Source organism: Pseudonocardia humida (assembly GCF_023898865.1).
GTDB lineage: Bacteria > Actinomycetota > Actinomycetes > Mycobacteriales > Pseudonocardiaceae > Pseudonocardia > Pseudonocardia humida.
In genome coordinates this window covers 85755-106226 of record NZ_JAGSOV010000059.1, presented here as the reverse complement: position 1 = coordinate 106226, position 20472 = coordinate 85755, and the positions used below count along the sequence as shown (strand labels likewise).

Here is a 20472-nt window from a genome sequence, read left to right as displayed (position 1 = left end):
GGAGTTCCCGTCGACCACGATCACCTCGTGCACAGCAGGACGCACCGCAGCGATCGCCGGGAGCACGACCTCAAGGTTCCGCGCCTCGTTGCGGGTGGGCACCACTACGGACACCCGCGGGTTGCCGTTGCGCCGCATCACCGTTCTCCCCCCACCGCCTGCGCGGTGTCTCCGTACCGTCCTGACCGTCACTGCACGTAGTCGAGGCCGGGACCGCCGGGTCCCACTCGCCATATCTGTCGGGTCAATCGTTGCGTTACGTCAGGTTCGACGGCAACCGAGCCCATTCCCGAACGTTTCCGTCACCCGAACGAGTCGGAACCGCGCCGTGTCCGTCATGCGGCACTCTACGGATGGGCTGATCGACGAGTCCTCCAGGCCCCCCGACCCCGGGTCGACAGCGGCCGCCGACCGCTCCGCACGGCCCGCCGGCGCAGTGGTGGCGCGGCGGTGGGACGGGGGTGATCCGCCACCGGAACCACCGCCCGGCGGCCGACCGGCCCGGCGGCCGAGCGGCCGACGACGGCGCCGCCGGAGCGGCCGATACGGTCAACGGCGTCCCGTACGTCGTGAGCGGGCGCCCGGCGGGGCGCCTGTCGAGGAGGCCCGTGATGCCGCTTCCGGCACCCAGCGTGTCCGTCTGCATCCCGGTCAACCGCGGTGAGCCCTACCTCGCCGAGAGCATCCGCAGCGTGCTGGACCAGACCTACCGCGACTTCGAGCTGGTCGTGCTGGACAACGCCAGCCCCGACCGGGCCGACATCATCGCCCGCCGTGTGGGTGACGTGCGCATCCGCGTGGAGCGCACCCCGTCCCCGGTCCCGCAGTCCGAGCACTGGAACCGAGCCGTGCAGCTCAGCCGCGCGCAGCTGGTCAAGCTGGTGCGCCCGACCGACCTGCTGCACCCGCGCTGCCTGGACATGCAGGTCAACCCGATGGAGGCCGACCCGGGGCTGGCCCTGGTGGCCGCCCGCAGGCACCTGATCGACGACCAGAGCCGGGTGGTGATCCCCCGCCGCGGGCTGACCGGGCTGACCGGCGTGCGGACCGGCGTGGAGGTCGCCCGCCGGGTGGTGCGCAGCCGGTCCAACCCGATCGGGGAGCCGGCCGGGGTGCTGTTCCGCCGCGAGGACTTCTTCGCCGCCGGCGGCTGGCGCGGCGACCGGGCCTTCACGATGGACCTGGACCTGTGGATGCGGCTGCTGCAGTTCGGCGAGTTCCTGGGCCTGCCCGAGCCGCTGGCGGCGTCCCGGATGCTGCGCACCGCGCCCGACGAGCGCCGGGCCGTGCTCGACGAACAACGGTTGCTGCTCGAGGAAATCGCCGAGACCGACACCTTTTCCGTGCGGGGTATCGATCTCACCCTGGGACGCCTGTTTTCTCCTACCGGTCGATTCAAGCGCCGAGCGGTCGCGGCCGTCGCGGGCTGACTCCGTTGACCGCTGGCGACTGTTCACTCGCCGTAATGTGACGACCTGACCGTCCGGCGGTCCGACTATCGCCAGAAGTTTGCGACTGCCAGGTCACGCTGCCTACGCTGACCCCTCGATCACCCGTGCGGGTGCTCGTCGGCACGTCGGGAGGGTTGCGCGTGACCACTGCTGTCCCCACCGGTGAGCACATCACCGCCATGCACATGAGCGACGGCCTGGTGAACGCGCCGACGGCGGCGGCGTTCGGGCTCGTCGCCGTCGGCGCGCTGGTCCTGGCCGCGAGGCGGGCCCGGCGCGACCTCGACGACCGGACCGCGCCGATGGCCGGGCTGGTGACCGCGTTCGTCTTCGCCGTGCAGATGATCAACTTCCCGATCCTGCCCGGGGCCAGCGGCCACCTGCTCGGCGGCGCGCTCGTCGCCATCCTGGTCGGGCCGTGGGTCGGGACCCTCTGCATCGCGATCGTGCTGGTGGTCCAGGCGCTGCTGTTCGCCGACGGCGGGCTGACCGCGCTGGGCACCAACATCACCAACATGGCCGTCGTCGGCGTCTTCGTCGGCTACGGCGTCGCCGTCGCGCTGCGCCGCGTGGCCCGCCGCAGCCGCGCCGGGCTCCTCGCCACCGCCTTCGTCGCGGCCCTGCTGAACACGGTGGTCGCCGCGCTGGCCTTCGTGGTGGAGTACGCCATCGGCGGGGCGGGCGGCGCCTCGCTGGGCACCGTGCTGGTGCTGATGGTCGGGCTGCACGCGCTGATCGGCATCGGCGAGGGCGTCATCACCGCGGCCACGGTGGGCGCGGTCGCCTCGGTCCGGCCCGACCTGGTCCACCTGCTGCGCGGGGCGGGCGCCGAGCCCGCGGGCGCACCGGCCCGCACCGAGGGGAGCCCGGCGTGACCCGCCCGGCCCGACCGACCCGCGACCGGCGCGCCACCGGCTTCTTCGTCGGCTTCCTGGTGGTCGCCCTCCTCATCGCGGGTGGGCTGTCGTACTTCGCCAGCTCCGACCCCGACGGCCTGGACAGCGTGACCCTCGAGGGCTGCAGCGTCGTCGAGACCGATGCGGGCGAGCAGCTGGAGGGCACCTGCATCGCCCGCAACGCCGAGGACCACGCGCTGGGCTCGGGCCCGCTGGCCGACTACGCGGTGGACGGCGCCGACGGCACGGTCGGGCCGGCCGGGGTGATCGGCGTGCTGGTCACGGCGCTGCTGGCCGGTGGGCTGTTCTGGCTGCTGCGCGGGCGTGGCACCCCGCCCGACCGCGACGGGACGTCGGGGAGCTAGTGGGCGCCGGGCACTCCCACCCGCTGCACCTGCCGGGCACCTCGCCGGTGCACCGGCTCCCGGCCGAGGTCAAGATCGTCGCCGCGTTCCTGGGCGTGGTCTGCGTGGTCGTCACCCCGCGCGAGGCGTTCCCGGTCTTCGCCGGCTACCTGCTGGTGCTCGCCGGCGTGTGGGCGATCGCCGGCATCCCCCCGGGCTGGATGGCCCGCCGGGCGCTGATCGAGGCCCCGTTCGTGGTGCTGGCCGTGCTGCTCCCGCTCACCGGCCCCGACCCGCGGGTCGAGTGGCTGGGCCTGTCGCTGTCCGAGCCGGGGCTGCTGGGGGCGTGGAACATCCTGGTCAAGGGCACGCTCGGGGTGCTGACCTCGCTCACCCTCGCGGCCACCACCCCGCTGCGCGACCTGCTGCTGGGGCTGCAGCGCCTGCGCGCGCCCGCGATCGTGGTGACGATCACCACCCTGATGCTGCGCTACGCCGACGTCATCGCGGCCGAGGCCCGCCGGATGCGGCTGGCCCGGATCTCGCGCGGCCACGACCCGCGGTTCCTGTGGCAGGCCGGGGCCACCGCCCGCGGGATCGGCAGCCTGTTCGTGCGGTCCTACGAGCGCGGCGAGCGGGTGCACCTGGCGATGCTGTCGCGCGGGTGGGCCGGGCGGATGCCGCAGCTGAGCACCGACCGGACGACGCCGCGGCACTGGCTGACCGCCATGGCGCCGGTGGCGGTGGCCGCCGCGCTCGCGGTGACCGGTTGGCTGACGACGTGACCGCCGCCGACGCGGGCACCGGGCCCGCGACCGAGCTCATCGGCGCCGCCGGTCCGCCGTCGGTGCACCTCGAGGGCGTCACCTACGCCTACCCCGACGGCCACCTGGCCCTCGACGGGATCGACCTGACCATCGCCCGCGGCGAGCGGGTGGCCCTGCTGGGGCCCAACGGCGCCGGCAAGACCACCCTCGTGCTGCACCTCAACGGCATCCTCGTGCCGCGGCGGGGCAGGGTGGCGATCGACGGGCTGGCCGTGGCCCGCGACACGGTGCGCGAGGTGCGCCGCCGGGTCGGGATCGTCTTCCAGGACCCCGACGACCAGCTGTTCATGCCGACCGTCGCCGAGGACGTCGCGTTCGGGCCGGCCAACTTCGGCGTCGCCGCCGGCGAGCTCGCCGCCCGCGTCGACGAGGCGCTGGCCACCGTGGACATGCTCGAGCACCGCGACCGCTCCCCGCTGCACCTGTCCGGCGGCCAGCGCAGGCGGGTGGCGCTGGCCACCGTGCTGTCGTGCCGCCCGGAAGTGCTGGTCCTCGACGAGCCGTCGTCCAACCTCGACCCGGTGGCGCGCCGGGAGCTCGCCGAGGTGCTGCTCGGCCTGGGCACCACCATGCTGATGGTCACCCACGACCTGCCCTACGCGCTGCAGCTGTGCCCGCGCAGCGTCGTCATCGACGAGGGGCGCATCGTGGCCGACGGGCCGACCCGCGAGCTGCTCGCCGACGCCGACCTGCTGCGCAGGCACCGCCTCGAGCTGCCCTTCGGGTTCGCGCCGCCCTAGACGAGCAGTCCCACGGCCCCGGTGCTCACCCGCCGTCCGGGCGCCCGGGGTGGTCGAGGCCTGCGGCGAGCTGGGCGAGGGCGGCGTCGGCCTCGGCGCGCAGCACGTCGAGCGGGGGCGGGTCGTCGGAGTCGGCGGTGCCGGCGAGCCAGCGGTCCAGCACGATCCGCAGCGCGGCCAGCGAGGCCGCGGCGCACAGCCGGGCGTGCACGGCGCGGCCCAGCCGGCCGGGCCCCGGCCCGCCGTCGGGCCCGATGCGCTCGGCGATGGCCGCGGCCAGCGCGTCCTCCTGGACGGTGAGCACGGCCATCTGCTGGGGCATCAGCGAGGGTGTCCCCCGCATGAGCCGCAGCGCGCGGATGTGGTCGCGGCCGACCGCGTCGTGGCGGTCCATGGCGACCAGCACGGCCTCGCGGATCGCGCGCAGCACCGACTCCTGCGGCGGCCGGGAGCGGAACTCGGCGACGAACGCCTCCGCTCCGACGGCCGCCGCCGCGACGACGGCCTCCTCCTTGCCGGAGAAGTGGTTGAAGAAGGTCCGCACCGCGATGTCGGCCTCGGCGGCGATCTGCTCGATCGTGGTGCGCTCCACCCCCTGGCGCACCGCGAGCCGCAGCGCCGCGTCGCGCACGGCCGCCCGGGTGGCCCGCTTGCGGCGCTCGTGGCGGCTCGGCTCCGACGGCCCGGGCGTCTCAGGCTCCTCGCGCGTCCCCGGCTCCTCGGGCGTCTCGGGCGTGCCCGTCGTCGGCGTGACGGCGGGGAGGGCCGCCTCGGTCATCGGGACCCCCTCCTGTGCCGCGCGCGGTGCGCGAGGAGATTATGAGCCGTCCGGACCCGGCGCCCCGGACCAGGCCACCGGCAACGAGTGCACGCCGAAGATCAGCATGTCGTTGCGCAGCGGCACCTCGGTGGCCGGCACGGCCAGGCGCAGGTCGGGCAACCGGCGCAGGAGCTCGGTGAACCCGACCCGCATCTCGATGCGGGCCAGCTGCTGGCCGAGGCACTGGTGCACGCCGTGGCCGAAGGCCAGGTGCGGGACGCGGTCGCGGTGCACGTCGAGCCGGTCGGGGTCGGTCCAGTGCCGGGTGTCGCGGTTGACCTCCGGGGTGGCCACGATGACGGTGGCGCCCGCCGGGACGGTGACGCCGCCGAGCGCGACCTGCTCGGTGGCGACCCGGCTCACCCCCAGCTGGACGATGCTGAGGTAGCGCAGCAGCTCCTCGACGGCGTTGTCGACCACGGCGGGGTCGTCGCGCAGCGCGGCGACCTGGTCGGGGTTCTGCAGCAGCGCGAACGCGCCGAGGGCGAGCATGTTCGCGGTGGTCTCGTGCCCGGCGCCGAGCAGCACCAGCGCCACGTCGACGAGCTGGGCGTCGCTCAGCGGCGGCTCGGCGTCCTGGATCAGCCCGGAGATGATGTCCTCGCCCGGTGCCGCCCGCTTGGCCGCGACGAGCTGGGCGATGAAGCCGTAGAGCTCGCCGCCCGCGCGGGCGCGGTCCTCGTCGGAGGCGTTCGCGTTCAGCGCGATCGAGGTGTTGACCTGGAACCGGTCGCGGTCGGCGTAGTCGACGCCGAGCAGCTCGCAGATCACCAGCGAGGGCAGGGGCAGCGCGTAGGCGGGCACCAGGTCGGCCGCGGTGCCCGCGGCCTTCATCGCCTCGATGTGCTCGACGGCGATCTCGGTCACCCGCGACTCCAGCGCCTTCATCCGGCGCACGGTGAACTGCCCGGTCAGCAGCCTGCGCAGCCGGGTGTGCTCGGGCGGGTCCATGAAGACGAACATGCCGTCGGCGCGGCTGTCGACCGGCGCCGGGCACACCGGCTCACCGCGCTCGGCGGCGGCCGCCATCTCGGCGACCTCGTGCGGCTGCAGCTGGGTGGCGTCGCGGTAGCGGACGCGGTCGGCGCTGAAGCGCGCGTCGGCCAGCACCGAGCGGGCCTCGTCGAACCCGGTCACCAGCCACGCCACGGCGCCGTTGTGCAGCTCCAAGGGCTGCACCGGGCCCTGCCCGCGCCGCCGCGCCAGACCGGGGGCGGGGTCGAACGGGCACGCGGCGGGGCGTTCGAGCATCTCCTCCGGGATGAGGCGTCGCATGGCCGACGGCGACTGCTCGGGCGACGGCTCGGCGACATGCTCGGGGGCCTGCTCCGGGTCGGCGTGGTGGGTGGGGGCGTCCATCGGGCGCGTCCTGTTCCCGGGCGCCGCCGCGGGACGGCGCCCGTCGGTCGGGGTGGCGCCAGGCTACACAGCACTTTGCACGTCGTGCATCATTGCAGGAAATGCAACGTCGGCACGGGCGCGGAGCACCCCGCCTTGCCTCAGCCGCCCGTGGAGAAGCCGTTGCCTGCGGTGTCGGAGTAGATCAGCTCGCCGTCCTCGGTGGTCGTGATCGAGCCGCCGTCGTAGAACGACGTGCCGCCGCCCGACCCGCCGGCGCCGGAGCCGGTGTCGTCAGAGCCGGTGTCGTCAGAGCCGGTGTCGTCAGAGCCTGGGTCTGAGGAGCCGAGGTAGCCGGAGCCGTCGCCGGAGGTCAGCGCGACGAGCAGCGTGACCAGCAGGACGACCCCCAGGCCGACCGGCAGCACGGTGCGCGCGGTGCGGGCGGGCTGGGCGGGACCGGACCGACGAACACCTGGCGCACCGCCGCGTAGTCCATGCCGATGGACGCTGGCCGGCTACGTAGCGTGTGTCCGCCCCCACCGTTCGGCTGCTGGTAGCGCCGCCCCCGCCGGGGCGATGTTGCGGCGGACACGTTCGCCCCGGCGATCACCGGGTACTCCCGGGAACGTCCACGCCGCCCGCGTGGGCGTGGCGACCCGACGCCCGCCGCCGGGTCGACCCTTCAGATCGGCCGACGCCGTCCCGATCGCCGGAGGAGAAGCGCTCGTCATGGATCAGTGGCACCTCATGCAGCTCGCCGTGGACTCGTCCCAAGGCGCACCCGTCGTGCACGTCGTCGGGGAGCTGACCGCCGTCAGCGCCCCGCGGCTCCTCCGCCTCTGCGAGGGCGTGCTGGCCCGCTCCGCGGCCGGCTCCCTCACCGTCGACCTGTCGGGCGTGCGGCACTTCGAGCCCGAGGGCGTGGCCGTGCTGCTGCGGGTCCGCGACCGGTGCGCCGCCGCGGGCTCGGCGCTGGTGCTCGGGGGCGTCTCCGACCGCCGCGGTGCCCTGCCGCTGCGCGTGGAGCAGGTGCTCGACGAGGTCGACGACCCCACCACGGCCGACGCCGGACCGGTACTCGCCTGAGGGTGAGAAGACCCTTACCCGCGGCGAGACCGGTCTCGCCCTCGCGGTGATTACCGCGGGCCCCGGCCCCGGCGAGGCTCTTGCGTGACCGCACACCCCGGTCCGCGCAGGAGGAACCCGTGGCCGCCGTCCGCAAGCCGGCACTCGACACCGTCGACACCGTCGACACCGCGCTCGACACCGGCCTCGCCCGGCTGGTGGCCGCGACCGCGCTCGGCACGGCGGAGGTCTCCCCCGACGTCGTGATGCTGCTGGCCCGCGCCGCGACCGTTCGCGGCGGGCGGGATCTTCGTTCCGCGACGCGGACGGCGGCCGCGGCGCTGGAGCGGTCGTTGGGCCGCGGCGCACCCCCGGTCCCCGGGCCGGCGGGCGCCTCCGGTGCGGCCTGGGCGCTGGTGGAGGCGGCCCGCGCCGTCGACGACAAGGCGCTGGGCTGGCGCGCACTGGCCCTCGCCCCCGCCGTCCCGACGCGCTGCCCCGGGGTCGGGCTGGCCCAGCTGCGGCTGTGGCTGGCCTACCGCGACCCGCGCTCGCGCGGCCGCGTCCGCGAGTGCGTCGACGAGCTGATCCGGGAGGGGGTGGCCGACCCCGGGGCCGGCCTCGTCCTGCTGGCCGCCGGCCGGGTGCTGGGCGTGCGGGCGGCGCTGCGGGCCGCGGACGCCACCGCGACCGCGCTGCACGCCGCGGACTCCCCGCCGACCCCGCAGGCGGCGGCCTTCCTCGTGCGGCACGTCGCGGCCACCGGCTCGACGCGCTCCCGCGAGCTGGTCGAGGAGGCCGCCGAGGTCGGCGACGCCGACCCGGACACCGGCCACCTCCTGCTCGACCTCGCGTCCGTGCTCGCCGATGACGGCTACCGGGTCCGGGCGGGCCGGGTGGCCGCGCGCCTGCCCCGGCGCACCGATCCCCCGGCGCTGGCGTTCCGGCTGCGGCTGCGCCACGGCGGCCCGCGGCCCTGGACCGTCGACGGCCCCGCGGTCCGGGGACTCGCCACGGCCTGCTGACGGGCCGCCCGACGCGGCCGCGTGGGCCCTCAGCCGAGGGCCGCGCCGTACAGCTCGGCCAGCGCCGCCCAGTGCCTGTGGTCGGCGTCGGCGTCGTAGGTGGCGTTGTCGGGCACCGCGAACCCGTGCGCGGCCGGGTAGGTCTCGATGCGGTGGCGCACGCCCGCCCCGGTCAGCGCCTTCTCCAGCCGCTCGTGCTGCTCCGCGGGGAATGAGCGGTCGTCGCGCGCCGCGGCGACCAGGACGGTGGCCCGGATGCGGTCGGCGAGCAGGTGCGGGCTGGCCGGGTCGTCGGCGGCGGCGAGGTTGCCGCCGTGGAAGGACGCCGCCGCGGCGACCCGCTCCGGGTGGTGCCCGGCGACGGTGAGCGAGGTGCGCCCGCCCATGCAGTAGCCGGTGGTGCCGACCACCTCGCCGGTCGCTTCCGGGCGCCCGGCCAGGAAGTCCAGGAACGCGCCGGCGTCCCGCACGACCATGTCCGGGGTGAGGCCCCGCACCAGCGCGCCCAGCCGGGCCCGCTCGTCCGGGTCGTCGAACACCGTGGCCGGGTCGAACGGGGCGAACGGCGTGCGGTAGTAGACGTCGGGCAGCAGGACGGTGTAGCCGAGCCCGGCCAGGCGGTCGGCCATGACGAGGAACGTCGACCGGACGCCGGCCGCGTCCGGGAACAGGATCACGGCGGGCGCGCCGCCGGCCGACGCGGTGTGCAGCGTCGCCGCGCACTCCCCGTCCACGGTGCCGATGGTCACGCCAGTGCGCGGCATTCCGCCTCCCGTCCCAGGATGTCGCCGGTGGCGCCACGCTATCGACCGCGGTGCCCGCGCACCGCGAGGATCGCCCACAGCGATCACCGCAGCGATCACCACACGTGGACCGGAGGAGGAGCGGGTGCACCCGTACCGCAGCGTCGTCGCGATCGGCGACAGCTTCACCGAGGGGGTCGGCGACGAGCTCGCCGACGGCACCGTGCGCGGCTGGGCCGACCTCGTCGCGCACGGCCTGCAGGCCGCGGTCGGCGAGCCGGTGCTCTACGCCGACCTGGCGGTGCGCGGGCGGTTGCTCGCGCCGATCCTGGGCGAGCAGCTCGACGCCGCCCGGGCCATGGGCCCGGACCTGATCAGCCTGAACGGCGGCGGCAACGACCTGCTGCGCCCGCGGGTCTCGGTCCACGACCTGTCCGAGGCGATGCGGCGGGCCACCGCCCGGGCCGTCGACGACGGGGCGCACGTGCTGGTGGTCACCGGCGCCGACCCGACCGCGCGGCTGCCGCTGGGAAGGGCCGTCCGCCGCCGCGGCGACGCCCTCGCCGACGCGGTGCGCGCCTGGACGGTCGACCTGCCCGGGGTCACCTTCGTCGACAACTGGCACGACGAACGGCTCCGGCAGGCCGAGCCGTGGTCGGCGGACCGGCTGCACCTGGGTCCCGCCGGGCACCGCCGGGTGGCCGGCAACGTCCTGCGCGCGCTCGGCGTCGAGGTGCCGGCGGACCTGCGGGACGTCCCGCACGGCGCCGGCACCCCGACCGCGCACGGCGCGGCGGGCTACTACACCCGCCACGTCCTGCCGTGGGTGGGCAGGCGCCTGCGCGGGCGCTCGTCGGGCGACGGCCGCGAGCCCAAGCAGGCGACCCTGGCCCCGGTGCGGGTGCTGCTCGGGTAGGGGCGCTCAGCAGCCCAGCTGCTGGGTCATCGTCAGGGTCGTGCCGCAGCGCCCGGCGACCATGGTCAGCGAGCTGACCGAGGCCCGGATCATCTCCACGCCCCGCCCGCGGAAGCCCGGGTCGTGGTCGGGCTCCACCCAGGCGCCGTCATCGCTCACCGCCACCGTGACCGCGCGGGGCCCGCCCGCGGGGGCGCTCACGCTGCCCTCGACGCGGATCTCGCCGGGCGCGCGGTCGCGGTAGGCGTGGTCGATGCAGTTGGTGACGGCCTCGCTGACCGCGAAGACCAGGTCGTCGGCGAGGTCGCACGGCGCGGCCCGACCGCACACCCGGGCCATCCACCCCGACACGACCCGGCGGGCCTGGGCGGGCGAGCGCGCACCCGCCCGGAGCACGATCCGCAGCCCCTCCGTCACGCCCCGTCCTTACCCGACGGGGACGGCCCCCAATCCGGTCGTGCCCGTCCCCCCACGGCGGGGACCGGGATGCGCCCGGATGCCACCCGCGTCATAATCGGCGCGTCCCGACGCCGGGACCGAGACCGCCGAGACACGGCGCGCACCTGCCCGGTGCCGTGCAGGGAAGGACCCCGTTGCCCCCTCCAGGCGACACCCCGCCCGACCACGACCGGGCCGGACCCCCCGGGTCCACCTGGGTCGAGCCGGTCGGCACCGGCACGCTGCGGCTGCGCACGTGGTGGCCGAGCAGCTCGGTGGCCGTGCTGTCGGTGGCGGGCGAGCTGGACAACCTGGAGGCCGAGGCGGTCGGCGGCGAGTTGCAGGGCCTGCTGCGCAGCACGCGGACCGAGGTCGTGGTGCTCGACCTGGCCGCCGTGACGTTCTTCGGCTCGCGCGGGCTGGAGGTCGTCGTGCAGGGCGCCCGCGCCGCGGAGGCGGCCGGGACGGTGCTGCGCGGGGTGACCGGCCCGGACAACCGGCGCGTCACCCGCCCGCTCGACATCACCGGCGTCGACCAGGCGGTGCCCTGGTTCCCCACCGCCGACGAGGCCCTCGTCCCGGCCGGGCGCGAGGACGACCGGCCCCGCTGAGCCGGAGGAGTCGATGGGCTCCGGTGCGGGTAGTTCGTGGTCAGCGCCCGCCGATCACGGCCGCCGCCCACCGCTCGTCCCGCCAGAAGGAGGGCCAGCCCGATGCCACCACGGCGCAGCAGCCCGGTCGGCGGGTCGCCGTGAGGTGGGTCCGACGGGCTGTCGTGCCCACCGTCGTCGCGCTGCTGGTGGTCGCGCTCGCGGTGCTCGGGCTGGCCGCCATGGCGCTGGTCGCCCTGCCGCTGGCGATCCTGCTGGAGGTGACCGTGCTCGCGCTCGTCGCCGGCACCGGCATGCGCCTGCGCCGGATGCGGCGGCCGCGCCGGGAGGGGGCGCGGGCGGGTCCGCGCTGGACGACCGGCTGGGAGTCCGAGCCGCTGGCCGATGCGGTGCCGGTGGTGCGGGGCAGGCTGGCCGTCGTCCTGGACGAGTGGGGCCTGACCGGGGAGGCGGCCGAGCCCACGCTGCTCGTGGTCACCGAGCTGGTGTCCAACGCCGCCGAGCACGGCCGCGCGCCCGTCCGGCTGGCCGTGGAGCTGCGCGGCGACGCGGTGCGCGTGGAGGTCTACGACGGCTCCCCCGAGCAGCCCCGGCGCCGCCCGCACGACCCGGCGCGCGACCGCGGGCGCGGGCTGCTGCTGGTCGACGGGCTGTCCGGTGGGTGGGGGTGGATCCCGTCACCACCGGGCAAGGTGGTCTGGGCCGAGGTCGCCACCGAGTGGCCCGAATAGTGGTCGCGGGGACCACTGACGTCAGGCCGTCGAGGTGGGCAGGTCGTCCAGCAGGGCCTCGGCCCGGCGGATCTCCTCGCCGAGCGGGTGGTCGGTCGGCGCCCCGGGCAGCTCGTCGGCCAGCCGGTGGAAGATCGCGACCGCGGGCACCGGCGGCAGGGCCTCGGTGGTCATCCGCAGCGCGCGCACGGCCCCGACCAGCTCGCAGGCCAGCAGGGTGCGGTAGGCGCCGGTCACCGCCGCGGCGCTGCGCACCGCCTGGGTGGCGAAGCTGGCGTGGTCCTCCAAGCCGCGTGAGATGACCGCGGTGCCCGTGGTGACCTGGGCGGCGGCGTGGCGCATCTCGGCCAGGGCGTCGTGCGCGACGTACTCCAGGATCATGATCCCGGAGCTGCCCGGCGGCCCGGCGGCCAGGAACGGGGGCAGCCCGGTCAGCTCGGGCTCGACGAGGTCGCCGAGGCGGGCCACCGACAGCTCGGCCACGTGGTGCACCGCCGCCCGCAGGTGGTCCATCGACAGCGCCAGGTAGGGCGTGGCGAAGTGGCCGTGGTGGTCGACGGCCTCCTCGTCGATGTCGATCAGCGGGTTCTCCGCTGCCGCGTTGACGTCGATGGCCAGCACCGACTCCAGCGCGTCCAGCGCGTCCAGCGCCGGTCCCTGCACCTGGGGGAACACCCGCAGGCCGAACGGGTCCTGCAGCCGCCGCCCCGGCGGCGGCGCCCCGGTGACCGGGCTGATCAGCGCCCGGATCTCGGCGGCGCAGCGCAGCGAGCCGGGGAACGGGCGGCGCACGTGCACCCGGTGCGAGAACGCCTCCGGCGAGCCGCCCAGCGCCAGGTAGGACAGCGCGGCCACCACGTGGCTGGCGCTCAGCAGCACCCCGAGGTCGTGCCAGGCCAGCACGGCCTGGGCCAGGGTCGCGGCGTTGCTGGAGATGAAGGCCAGCGCGTCGCCGGGGCTGACCGCCACCGGCTCCACCCCGCCCACCGCCCACGGCAGCTCACCGGCCAGGGTGAGCGCGACCTCGGCCATCGCGGTGAGGTCGCCGGTGCCGATCGCCCCGCGCGAGTGCACCACCGGCAGCGCGCCGGCGCTCAGGGCGGCGTGCAGCGCCAGCAGCATCCGCGGGTGCACGCCGCTGCCCGCGGCGGCCAGCTGGTTGAGCCGGATCACCAGCAGGGCCCGGACGGCGTCGGCGGGCAGCAGCCTGCCGACGCCGCTGGCGTGGCTGCGCAGCAGGCGCAGGCCGTGCTCGTCGGCGCCGTCGGGGTCGACCACCACGTGCCGGTTGGCGCCGACGCCGGTCGTGCGGCCGTACACCGCGCGCTTCGCGCTGATCTCCACGGCCAGCTCGTGCGCCCGGCCCGCGCGGTGCAGGGCCCCCGCGTCCAGCTCGACGCCGTCGCCCCCGCGGGCGATCCGGACGATGTCGGCGCAGCGCAGGCGGGCGCCGTCGATCAGCACCTCGGGTCGGCCGGTCACCGCCGCATGATCTCCCCGCGCGGGCGCCGGGCGCACCGGTCGGAGCGCCACGTCACGCCGACCGGGTCGACCGCCACCGCGGGGTTCACCGGTGGCACGGGCAGGCCGGGGCCACGACCGGCGCGGTCGGCTCCTGCGCGGCGGCGAGCACGTCGTCGAGCATGCGGTCGCGGGCGGCGCGGTCGAGCAGGCAGCCGCGCGCGACGACCGAGTCGATCCGGGTGGTGTTCGCGATGTCGCGCAGCGGGTCGGCGTCCAGCAGCACGAGGTCGGCGACCTTGCCCTCCTCGACGGTCCCCAGGTCCGCCTCGCGGCCCAGGTGGCGGGCGGGTTCGAGGGTCGCCGCACGGAGCGCCTCGGCCGGGGTGAGCCCGGCCCGCACGAGCAGCGCCAGCTCCTCGTGCAGCGCGAACCCGGGCAGCAGGTAGGCCGTGCCGGTGTCGGTGCCGGCCAGCAGCGGCACGCCGGCGGCGCCCAGTTCGGCCACCAGGTCGTGGCGGCGGTCGAACAGCTCGCGACGCTGCGCGTCGGTCTCGGGCGTGCGGCGCTGCAGGTAGACCTGCTCGAGCTGCACCGGCCAGCTCTGCGCGTACGCCGGCGGCAGGTACGCCAGGCGGGGGTCGTCGCGGCGCAGGTCGGCCGGCACGTCGGCCACCCGGTGCACGCTCAGCGTCGGGGTGACGAACGTGCCGTTGGCCGCCAGCCGGGCGTAGACGTCCGCGGCCTTCGACCGGTCGGTGCTGCGGGCCGCGGCGTACTCGACGGCGTGCATCTCGGCGTACCAGCCCCCGTACTCGCCCCCGGCGATCGGGACCCCGGCGACGGCCCGGCGCAGCCGGGCCTCATCGCGCGAGGTGGCGTACCAGAGCTGCCAGAGGTGCTCCAGGGTGGCCAGGCCGGCGTCGCTGGCCTCGGTGACCGGCACCAGGTCCGGACAGTGCCCGAGGAACGGGATGCCCTGGCGGCGGGACTCGTCGGCGATCGCCGCGAATGCCTCGCGGCCCAGCCGGGTGTAGGTCTTGATGAAGTCGACCCCGGCCGCCTTCTCCTCGCGCACCGCGGCCCGGGCCTGCCCGGCGTCGGCGACCGACCGGAACGGCACCCCGATCCCCTCCCACAGCGACGGCGAGCCGTCGAGGATCGTGCTGGACACCACCGAGCGCGGCCCGAGCGCCTCACCGGCCGCAACCCGGTCGCGCCACTGCGCGGCCTGCGGGAAGCCGCCCATCTCGCGGACCGTCGTCACCCCGTTGACCAGGAACAGCGGCGGGAACGTGCGCTCCAGCGGCACGCTGTGCACGTGCGCGTCGACCAGGCCGGGGATCAGGAACCGCCCGGCGCCCTCGACGCGGGTCGCCCCGGCGGGCACGGCGACCTCCGCGGCCGGGCCGACCCGCGCGATGCGCTCGCCCACCACGAGCACCGTGCTGCCGGGCCGCACCCCGGTCGCGTCCACCACCGTCACCCCGGTGATCGCGGTCGCCCCGCCCGGGGGCGGTGCCGCCGGGGCCGGTGGGGCGCACGCCCCGACCACCACCCCGGCCCCGATCGCCAGCCCGCCCTTCAGGAGGGCCCGCCGGCTCGTCCCGTTCCGCATCCCGTACCTCGCATCCGTCCGTTCCCGACCGCGTCGATGCTCATCGGGCGCGGCCGGGACGGCGCTGGTGCGACCCCGTCAACCCGGGTGCGGTGCTCCCCCGTGAACAGTTTCCCCGGCCCGCGCGGCGAGACCGGCCAGGATCGTGTCCAACCCGTGGCGGAAGTCGTCGTCGGTGCCGTGACCGGCGGGCTCGCCGTACAGGCCGGCGTCGACCACCGCGGCGGCCCGGGACAGCCCGCGCTCGGCCAGCAGCGCGCCCAGGGTCGCGACCAGCGCCGATCCGGGCTGCAGCGGCGGGCCGGGCGCGGCGAGGTCGCGGGCGGCGACGGCGGCCGCCCGGACGTGGCCGTCGAGCAGCGCGGCGGCCCGCAGCCGCCCGGGCGGGTCGAACGGCCCGCGGCGCAGCACGCCCAGCAGCGCGTCGAACCAGGCCAGCGCGTTCGGCGTGACCGGCAGGCGCACCGGCAGGTCGGCCAGCCACGGGTGCGCCGCGTACCGGGCGCGCAACGCGAGGGCCCACGCCGCGGCGCCGGCGGACCAGGAGCCGCCGGGCGGCTCCGGGTCGGGTCGGCCGAGGGCGTGGTCGCGGGCCAGCACGTGCAGCTCGTCGCGCGAGTCGAGGTGGCGGTAGAGCGCGGTGGTCGTCACGCCGAGCCCGCGGGCCACCCCGGTCAGCGTGATCGCGGCGAGCCCGCGCGCGTCGCCGAGCTCGACGGCCGTCGCCACGATCCGCTCGACGCCGAAGCCGGCGCGCGGCCCGCGGGTGGCCGGCGGCGGCGCGACCCCCCACACGCGGTGCAGCTCGGGCGGGAGGCGGGTGCCGGGGACGTCCGGCGTCGGGTCGGCGCGGCGGGCCACGTGCCGAGTCTCACCCACCGGGCCCGGACCGGTCGACCCGGATCCGCCCCGGCCGGGGGCGGGCTCATCCCTGGGCGGTGACGCCGTTCTCGTAGGCGAACACCACGGCCTGCACCCGGTCGCGCAGCCCGAGCTTGGTCAGCATCCCGGAGACGTGGGTCTTGACCGTGGCCTCGCTGAGCACCAGCTCCGCGGCGATCTCCCCGTTGGTCATCCCCCGGCTCACCAGCCGCAGCACGTCCAGCTCGCGGGCGGTGAGCCGGTCCAGCTCCGGGGCGGGCGGGCGCGGGACCAGCCGCGCGAAGCGCCGCACGACCTGGCGGGTGATCGACGGGGACAGCAGCGCGTCGCCGCGGGCCACCACCCGCACCGCGGTGACCAGCTCGTCGGGCGATGCCGTCTTGAGCAGGAACCCGCTCGCGCCCACCCGCAGCGCCTCGAAGACGTACTCGTCGTGGTCGAAGGTCGTCAGGATCAGGACCTTGCTGCGGTTGTGCGGGTCGGCCAGGATCCGGCGGGTCGCCTCCAGGCCGTCGAGCACCGGCATCCGGATGTCGACCAGCGCGACGTCCGGGCGGTGGCGGCGCACGGCCTCCACGGCCTTGGCGCCGTCCTCGGCCTCGCCCACCACCTCGATGTCCGGCTCGCTGCGCAGGATCAGCCCGAAGCCGTGGCGCACCAGGGCCTGGTCGTCGACCAGCAGCACCCGGGTCGGCCGGGCCGGCCCGGTCACGGTCGACCCAGCACGGCGTGCACCCGGAACCCGCCCCCGGCGCGGGCCCCGACCTCGAGCCGGCCGCCGTGCAGGCCCACCCGCTCGCGCATGCCGGTCAGCCCGCGCCCGCGCCCCGGGGCGGCGGCGGGGCCGCGGCCGTCGTCGAGGACCTCCACCTCCACCGCGCCGTCGACGCAGCGCACGGTCACCGTGGCGGCGGCGGCACCGGCGTGCTTGAGGCTGTTGGTCAGCGCCTCCTGCACGATCCGGAACGCCGAGAGCTCCAGGCCCGGGCCGGCCGGCCCGCCCAGCACCACCAGCTCGACCGGCAGCCCCGCCCGGCGGACGCTGGCCACCAGGTCCGGGAGCTGGTCCAGGCCCGGCGCCGGTTCCCGACCGGGCCGCCCGGCGTCGTCGTGCTCGCGCAGCATGCCCAGCAGCTGCTGCAGCTCGGTGATCACCTGGCGGCTGCCGGCCTGCACGGCCGCCACGGCCGCCCGCGCCTCCGCGGGCTCGGCGTCGAACAACCGGTGGGCGACCCCGGCCTGGATGCCCATCACCGCCACGTGGTGGGCGACGACGTCGTGCAGCTCGCGGGCGATGTGCACGCGCTCCTCCAGCACCGCCCGGCGCGTGTTGCGCTCGCGCTCGCGGCCGAGCTCGCGGTTGCGCTCCTCCAGCTCGGCGCGCCCCTCGCGCAACCTGCGCGTCATCAGCCCGAGCGACCAGCCCAGCACGTAGGGCAGGGCGTTGTTGGCCGCGAACACGACGACCTGCACGGGCGCCGCCCCGCCGACGACGACGGTCTTGGCCAGCAGCCCGAGGGTCGTGGTCACCGAGGCCGCCGCCACCCAGACCCGGGCCCACCGCGGCACCCCGTAGGCGGCCGCGCTGAACACGGCCACCCCGACGACCAGCCAGGCGACCACCTCGTGGGCCAGCCCGACCGCCCAGTAGACGACGAAGTGCGCCGCGCTGATCGCCAGCACCGCGCAGGGGAAGCGGCGGCGCAGCAGCAGCGGCCCGGTCAGCGCGAGCGCCCGCACGACGATCTCGGTATCGCCCGGCACGAACTCGTCGGGCGCCGCGGCCGGGGCGACGACGCCGATCTCGGAGGCCACGGCGAGCGCGGTGAGCGCGACGACCAGCGCCACGTCGACGACGAGCGGGGACCGCAGGAGCCGGAGGGCGCGGCCGAGCCGCTCGGCCACTGCCGCGCGCTCGGTGCGCACTGCGCGCTCGGTGACCATGACGAGCGGATGGTAGCGATGCCCGCGCCCGCCGCCCTCCGTCGCGCGGACCATCCGCCCTCCGTCGCGCGAGGGAGACCGGGCCCGCCCGCACGCCCTGACCGGACCGCCCGGTCCCGCCGCGCGGGCGAAGCGGCGCCCCCCGCCGCCGACCTAGCTTTCGGCCCTCACTCGTCGAGCAGGGGGAGCGACCGTGCGGCAGGAACGACCAGGGCGGTCCCGGCCATCGGGCGCGGACGGGCCGCCGACCCGGGTGCTTCCGGCGATCGGTGCGGAGCGCACCACGACGACCGCGCTGCCGGCGCCGACGTCGACGACCGGCCCCGGGCCCCCGGGCCTGCGGCGCGTCGCCTCCCCCACCGCCGCGGTGGCGGCGGTGGCGCTGCTCCCCGTCGCCGCGGCCACCACCGACCTGCGCGCGCTCGACGGCTGGGGGCTGGCCGGTGTCCTGGGCCCGGCGGCGTGGGCGGCGGTGCTGTGCGCGGTGCTGGCCTGCGTCCTCGAACTGCGGGCGCGCCGCCCCCGCGCGGCCGTGCTCACCGCGGCCACCGCCGTCCTGGTGCTGTGCACCACGGGCCTGCCGTCGGTGGTGGAGTCGACGGCCCGGTTCGGCACCGCGTGGACCCACGCCGGGTACGTCGACGCGATGGTCGTGCTCGACGGCGTCCCGCCGCGCGAGCTGGACACCCGGTTCTGGTGGCCGGCGTTCTTCGCCCAGTGGGCGTGGTTCCGCGAGGCCGGCGGCGCCGCGGACCTCGACACGGTGCTGCGCTGGTTCCCGCCGGTGGCGGTGCTGGTCACCACGACCGGCGTGTTCGCGCTGGCCCGCTCGGTGCTGGGCGGCACCCGGGCCCCGTGGGTGGCGGCGTGGCTGTTCGTCGGGATGGACTGGATCGAGCAGGACTACTTCTCCCCGCAGGCCCAGGCCGTCGTCCTGCAGCTCACCGTGCTGACGTTCGTGCTCGGTCCGCTGGCCACCCGCAGGGTGGACCCGGCCGGCGTCCCCGGCTGGCCGGCGCCCCGCCCCGGCGCGCCCCGCCCGCCGCTGCCCCGGCGCCGGCTGGTCGCCGCCCTGACCCCGCCGGACCGGCCCGCGCTGCCCCCGCGCCAGCTGCTGCTGATCTGGGGCTGCCTCGTGGTGTGCGTGGTGGCGGTGGTCGTGGAGCACCAGCTGACCCCGGTGGCCCTGCTCGGCCAGCTCGCGCTGCTCGCCGTGGCCGGGCGCTTCCGGGGCCGCGGCATCGTGCTGGTCGGGCTGCTCGCGCTGCTCCTGTACGTCTTCGTGGGCAACCGCGAGTGGTGGCTGGGCAACCTGGCGCTGTTGGTCGGCGACGGCAGCGCCGCCGAGGCCATCGACGCCGGTGTCACCGACCGGCTGGCCGGCGACACCGGCCAGACGACGGTCAAGGCGCTGCGGATCGCGCTGGCCGTGTTCGGCTACCTGCTGGGCGCGGCGGGCGCGCTGGCCTACTGGCACCGCCGCCGCGACCTCGTCCCGTTCGGCCTGGCGGTGATCCCGCTGGGGATCATCGTGCAGGGCTACGGGAGCGAGGCGCTGCTGCGGATCGTGCTCTACGCCCTGCCGGTGCTGGTCGTGCTGGGCACCGACGCCCTGCGCGCGCTGGTCCGCCGGTGGCGGCCCGCCGAGGTCGCGATGGCCGTGGCCATGGCGGTCATGGCCGCCACCCTCGTGCTGGTGCGCGGGGGCAACGAGGCCTACCAGGCGGTGCTGCCCAGCGAGGTCGCCCTCTACCGGCAGGTGCTGGCCGGCGCGCCGCCGGGCGCCCGGATCGGGACCCTCAACGCCGCGGGCCCGGCCGGCCTGGCCGGCATCGTCGAGCACGGGCGCGGCGGCGCCGTCGACGGCTGCGACGAGCCCGGCAGCGACCCGCTGCCCTGCCTGGAGGCCCAACCGCCGGACCTGCTGGTGGTGTTCACCTCCACCGAGAAGCTCGGCGTCTACCTGCAGGACCGGCCCCCGGGCTGGAGCCGCGCCCTCGTGGCCGAGCTGGTGGCCTCGGGCCGCTACGACCTCGCCCACCAGGACGGCTTCGAGGCCGTGCTGGTCCGCCGACCACGGACGCCTGCCTAGCGGCCCCGGTCACTGGTCGTTGGCGGCGGGCTCAGTCGCGGTGCTGCACGACGTTGACGACGTTGCCGTCCGGGGCCCGGACCAGGAACCGGCGCACGCCCCAGGCCTCCGTCGTCAACGGGTGCACGATCTCCAGGCCCCGGTCCCGGGCCTCGGCGTGGGCGGCGTCGACGTCGTCGATGTGCACGGAGATCACCGCGTCCTCGGCGGCGGTGGCGTCGCGGGTGACGAGTTGGACGTGCGCCCCGGTCTCCGGGGACGTGTAGCGGGCCACCCACCCCAACGAGAACTCCTCGGTGCTCAGCCCGAGGAAGTCGGTGTAGAAGCCCTTGGCCGCGTCGAGGTCGGCCACCCGGAGGTTGGTCGTGATGCGGTTGGCGCGCATGTGCTGCTCCTGTTCCTGCCCGGTCCGGGGATCGCGGGTGCCGCCAGCATCGCCGCGGCGGCCGCCGGTGGCTTGCACGTCTGGGAACCGGACCCGGGGAGCCCCGGACGGCGCGAGCCGCCGCCCCGGGTGGGGCGGCGGC

At 76.5% G+C, this 20472-nt stretch carries 22 protein-coding genes; 11 read left to right on the top strand and 11 right to left on the bottom strand.

What is annotated here, in order from left to right:
* Positions 1-611 precede the first annotated feature (611 nt).
* The 5 genes from KDL28_RS27865 to KDL28_RS27845 all read left to right on the top strand — a co-directional run bounded on the left by KDL28_RS27865 (position 612) and on the right by KDL28_RS27845 (position 4258).
* Complete coding sequence (locus KDL28_RS27865; protein WP_252443228.1) at positions 612-1430, top strand: glycosyltransferase family 2 protein; 819 nt, start codon at positions 612-614, stop codon at positions 1428-1430.
* A 200-nt stretch (positions 1431-1630) separates the two neighbouring features.
* A complete protein-coding gene (locus KDL28_RS27860; RefSeq protein WP_252443263.1) occupies positions 1631-2326 on the top strand; it encodes an energy-coupling factor ABC transporter permease in 696 nt (231 codons plus the stop codon).
* A complete protein-coding gene (locus KDL28_RS27855) occupies positions 2323-2712 on the top strand; it encodes a PDGLE domain-containing protein (protein ID WP_252443226.1) in 390 nt (129 codons plus the stop codon). The genes KDL28_RS27860 and KDL28_RS27855 overlap by 4 nt, the downstream gene beginning before the upstream one ends.
* Positions 2712-3476 carry a cobalt ECF transporter T component CbiQ gene (cbiQ, locus tag KDL28_RS27850; RefSeq protein ID WP_252443224.1) on the top strand — a complete coding sequence of 255 codons (765 nt, stop codon included), beginning with the start codon at positions 2712-2714 and terminating at the stop codon, positions 3474-3476. Before KDL28_RS27855 ends, cbiQ begins: the two co-directional genes overlap by 1 nt.
* Before the next feature lie 38 nt (positions 3477-3514).
* A complete protein-coding gene (locus KDL28_RS27845; RefSeq protein ID WP_252443261.1) occupies positions 3515-4258 on the top strand; it encodes an energy-coupling factor ABC transporter ATP-binding protein in 744 nt (247 codons plus the stop codon).
* Between the two features lie 25 nt (positions 4259-4283).
* Here KDL28_RS27845 and KDL28_RS27840 read toward each other — a convergent pair whose 3' ends face one another.
* The 3 genes from KDL28_RS27840 to KDL28_RS27830 form a co-directional block, all read right to left on the bottom strand.
* Positions 4284-5036 carry a TetR/AcrR family transcriptional regulator gene (locus KDL28_RS27840; protein WP_252443222.1) on the bottom strand — a complete coding sequence of 251 codons (753 nt, stop codon included), beginning with the start codon at positions 5034-5036 and terminating at the stop codon, positions 4284-4286.
* Between the two features lie 39 nt (positions 5037-5075).
* Positions 5076-6437 carry a cytochrome P450 gene (locus KDL28_RS27835; RefSeq protein WP_252443220.1) on the bottom strand — a complete coding sequence of 454 codons (1362 nt, stop codon included), beginning with the start codon at positions 6435-6437 and terminating at the stop codon, positions 5076-5078.
* Between the two features lie 140 nt (positions 6438-6577).
* Positions 6578-6844, bottom strand: a complete 267-nt coding sequence (locus KDL28_RS27830) for a hypothetical protein (RefSeq protein ID WP_252443218.1) — start codon at positions 6842-6844, stop codon at positions 6578-6580.
* Between the two features lie 304 nt (positions 6845-7148).
* Between KDL28_RS27830 and KDL28_RS27825 the strand changes: the two genes are divergently transcribed.
* Together KDL28_RS27825 and KDL28_RS27820 are read left to right on the top strand one after the other, a co-directional pair.
* On the top strand, positions 7149-7505 hold the full coding sequence (locus KDL28_RS27825; protein WP_252443216.1) for an STAS domain-containing protein: 357 nt from the start codon (positions 7149-7151) through the stop codon (positions 7503-7505).
* 119 nt (positions 7506-7624) lie between these two features.
* On the top strand, positions 7625-8509 hold the full coding sequence (locus KDL28_RS27820; RefSeq protein ID WP_252443214.1) for a glycoside hydrolase family protein: 885 nt from the start codon (positions 7625-7627) through the stop codon (positions 8507-8509).
* 29 nt (positions 8510-8538) lie between these two features.
* Here KDL28_RS27820 and KDL28_RS27815 read toward each other — a convergent pair whose 3' ends face one another.
* On the bottom strand, positions 8539-9273 hold the full coding sequence (locus KDL28_RS27815; RefSeq protein ID WP_252443212.1) for a dienelactone hydrolase family protein: 735 nt from the start codon (positions 9271-9273) through the stop codon (positions 8539-8541).
* 124 nt (positions 9274-9397) lie between these two features.
* Here KDL28_RS27815 and KDL28_RS27810 point away from each other — a divergent pair, with 124 nt between their 5' ends.
* On the top strand, positions 9398-10168 hold the full coding sequence (locus tag KDL28_RS27810; protein WP_252443210.1) for an SGNH/GDSL hydrolase family protein: 771 nt from the start codon (positions 9398-9400) through the stop codon (positions 10166-10168).
* 6 nt (positions 10169-10174) lie between these two features.
* On the opposite strand, the gene KDL28_RS27805 is transcribed toward KDL28_RS27810, so the two are convergent.
* Complete coding sequence (locus KDL28_RS27805; protein ID WP_252443208.1) at positions 10175-10585, bottom strand: ATP-binding protein; 411 nt, start codon at positions 10583-10585, stop codon at positions 10175-10177.
* 176 nt (positions 10586-10761) lie between these two features.
* Here KDL28_RS27805 and KDL28_RS27800 point away from each other — a divergent pair, with 176 nt between their 5' ends.
* Positions 10762-11217 (top strand): STAS domain-containing protein, encoded by a 456-nt coding sequence (locus tag KDL28_RS27800; protein ID WP_252443206.1) that lies wholly within the window; start codon positions 10762-10764, stop codon positions 11215-11217.
* Positions 11218-11381: 164 nt separating this feature from the next.
* Positions 11382-11948, top strand: coding sequence for an ATP-binding protein (locus tag KDL28_RS27795; RefSeq protein ID WP_252443204.1), 567 nt, complete (start codon positions 11382-11384; stop codon positions 11946-11948).
* Between the two features lie 21 nt (positions 11949-11969).
* Here KDL28_RS27795 and KDL28_RS27790 read toward each other — a convergent pair whose 3' ends face one another.
* The 5 genes from KDL28_RS27790 to KDL28_RS27770 all read right to left on the bottom strand — a co-directional run bounded on the left by KDL28_RS27790 (position 11970) and on the right by KDL28_RS27770 (position 17907).
* Positions 11970-13430, bottom strand: coding sequence for an aromatic amino acid ammonia-lyase (locus tag KDL28_RS27790; RefSeq protein WP_252443202.1), 1461 nt, complete (start codon positions 13428-13430; stop codon positions 11970-11972).
* A gap of 85 nt (positions 13431-13515) precedes the next feature.
* Positions 13516-15027: an amidohydrolase family protein gene (locus KDL28_RS27785; RefSeq protein ID WP_252443200.1), complete on the bottom strand. Its 1512-nt coding sequence runs from the start codon at positions 15025-15027 to the stop codon at positions 13516-13518.
* A gap of 78 nt (positions 15028-15105) precedes the next feature.
* Positions 15106-15888, bottom strand: coding sequence for a TetR/AcrR family transcriptional regulator (locus KDL28_RS27780; RefSeq protein WP_252443198.1), 783 nt, complete (start codon positions 15886-15888; stop codon positions 15106-15108).
* 64 nt (positions 15889-15952) lie between these two features.
* Positions 15953-16621, bottom strand: a complete 669-nt coding sequence (locus tag KDL28_RS27775; protein ID WP_252443196.1) for a response regulator — start codon at positions 16619-16621, stop codon at positions 15953-15955.
* Positions 16618-17907 carry a sensor histidine kinase gene (locus KDL28_RS27770; protein ID WP_252443194.1) on the bottom strand — a complete coding sequence of 430 codons (1290 nt, stop codon included), beginning with the start codon at positions 17905-17907 and terminating at the stop codon, positions 16618-16620. The genes KDL28_RS27775 and KDL28_RS27770 overlap by 4 nt, the downstream gene beginning before the upstream one ends.
* Positions 17908-18106: 199 nt before the next feature.
* Between KDL28_RS27770 and KDL28_RS27765 the strand changes: the two genes are divergently transcribed.
* The gene (locus KDL28_RS27765) at positions 18107-19945 is read left to right on the top strand and encodes a hypothetical protein (RefSeq protein ID WP_252443192.1); all 1839 of its coding nucleotides are present in this window, start codon (positions 18107-18109) and stop codon (positions 19943-19945) included.
* Positions 19946-19976: 31 nt separating this feature from the next.
* On the opposite strand, the gene KDL28_RS27760 is transcribed toward KDL28_RS27765, so the two are convergent.
* The gene (locus KDL28_RS27760; protein WP_252443190.1) at positions 19977-20330 is read right to left on the bottom strand and encodes a VOC family protein; all 354 of its coding nucleotides are present in this window, start codon (positions 20328-20330) and stop codon (positions 19977-19979) included.
* Between the last annotated feature and the right edge of the window lie 142 nt (positions 20331-20472).

What these genes read in the sequence shown, in the direction of transcription:
- KDL28_RS27860 (WP_252443263.1), top strand. Translation starts at nt 1,631, where the DNA reads ATGCACATGAGCGACGGCCTGGTGAACGCGCCGACGGCGGCGGCGTTC.
- KDL28_RS27760 (WP_252443190.1), bottom strand. Translation starts at nt 20,330, where the DNA reads ATGCGCGCCAACCGCATCACGACCAACCTCCGGGTGGCCGACCTCGAC.
- KDL28_RS27840 (WP_252443222.1), bottom strand. Translation starts at nt 5,036, where the DNA reads ATGACCGAGGCGGCCCTCCCCGCCGTCACGCCGACGACGGGCACGCCC.
- KDL28_RS27815 (WP_252443212.1), bottom strand. Translation starts at nt 9,273, where the DNA reads ATGCCGCGCACTGGCGTGACCATCGGCACCGTGGACGGGGAGTGCGCG.
- KDL28_RS27865 (WP_252443228.1), top strand. Translation starts at nt 612, where the DNA reads ATGCCGCTTCCGGCACCCAGCGTGTCCGTCTGCATCCCGGTCAACCGC.
- KDL28_RS27825 (WP_252443216.1), top strand. Translation starts at nt 7,149, where the DNA reads ATGGATCAGTGGCACCTCATGCAGCTCGCCGTGGACTCGTCCCAAGGC.
- KDL28_RS27770 (WP_252443194.1), bottom strand. Translation starts at nt 17,907, where the DNA reads ATGGTCCGCGCGACGGAGGGCGGCGGGCGCGGGCATCGCTACCATCCG.
- KDL28_RS27835 (WP_252443220.1), bottom strand. Translation starts at nt 6,437, where the DNA reads ATGGACGCCCCCACCCACCACGCCGACCCGGAGCAGGCCCCCGAGCAT.
- KDL28_RS27785 (WP_252443200.1), bottom strand. Translation starts at nt 15,027, where the DNA reads ATGCGGAACGGGACGAGCCGGCGGGCCCTCCTGAAGGGCGGGCTGGCG.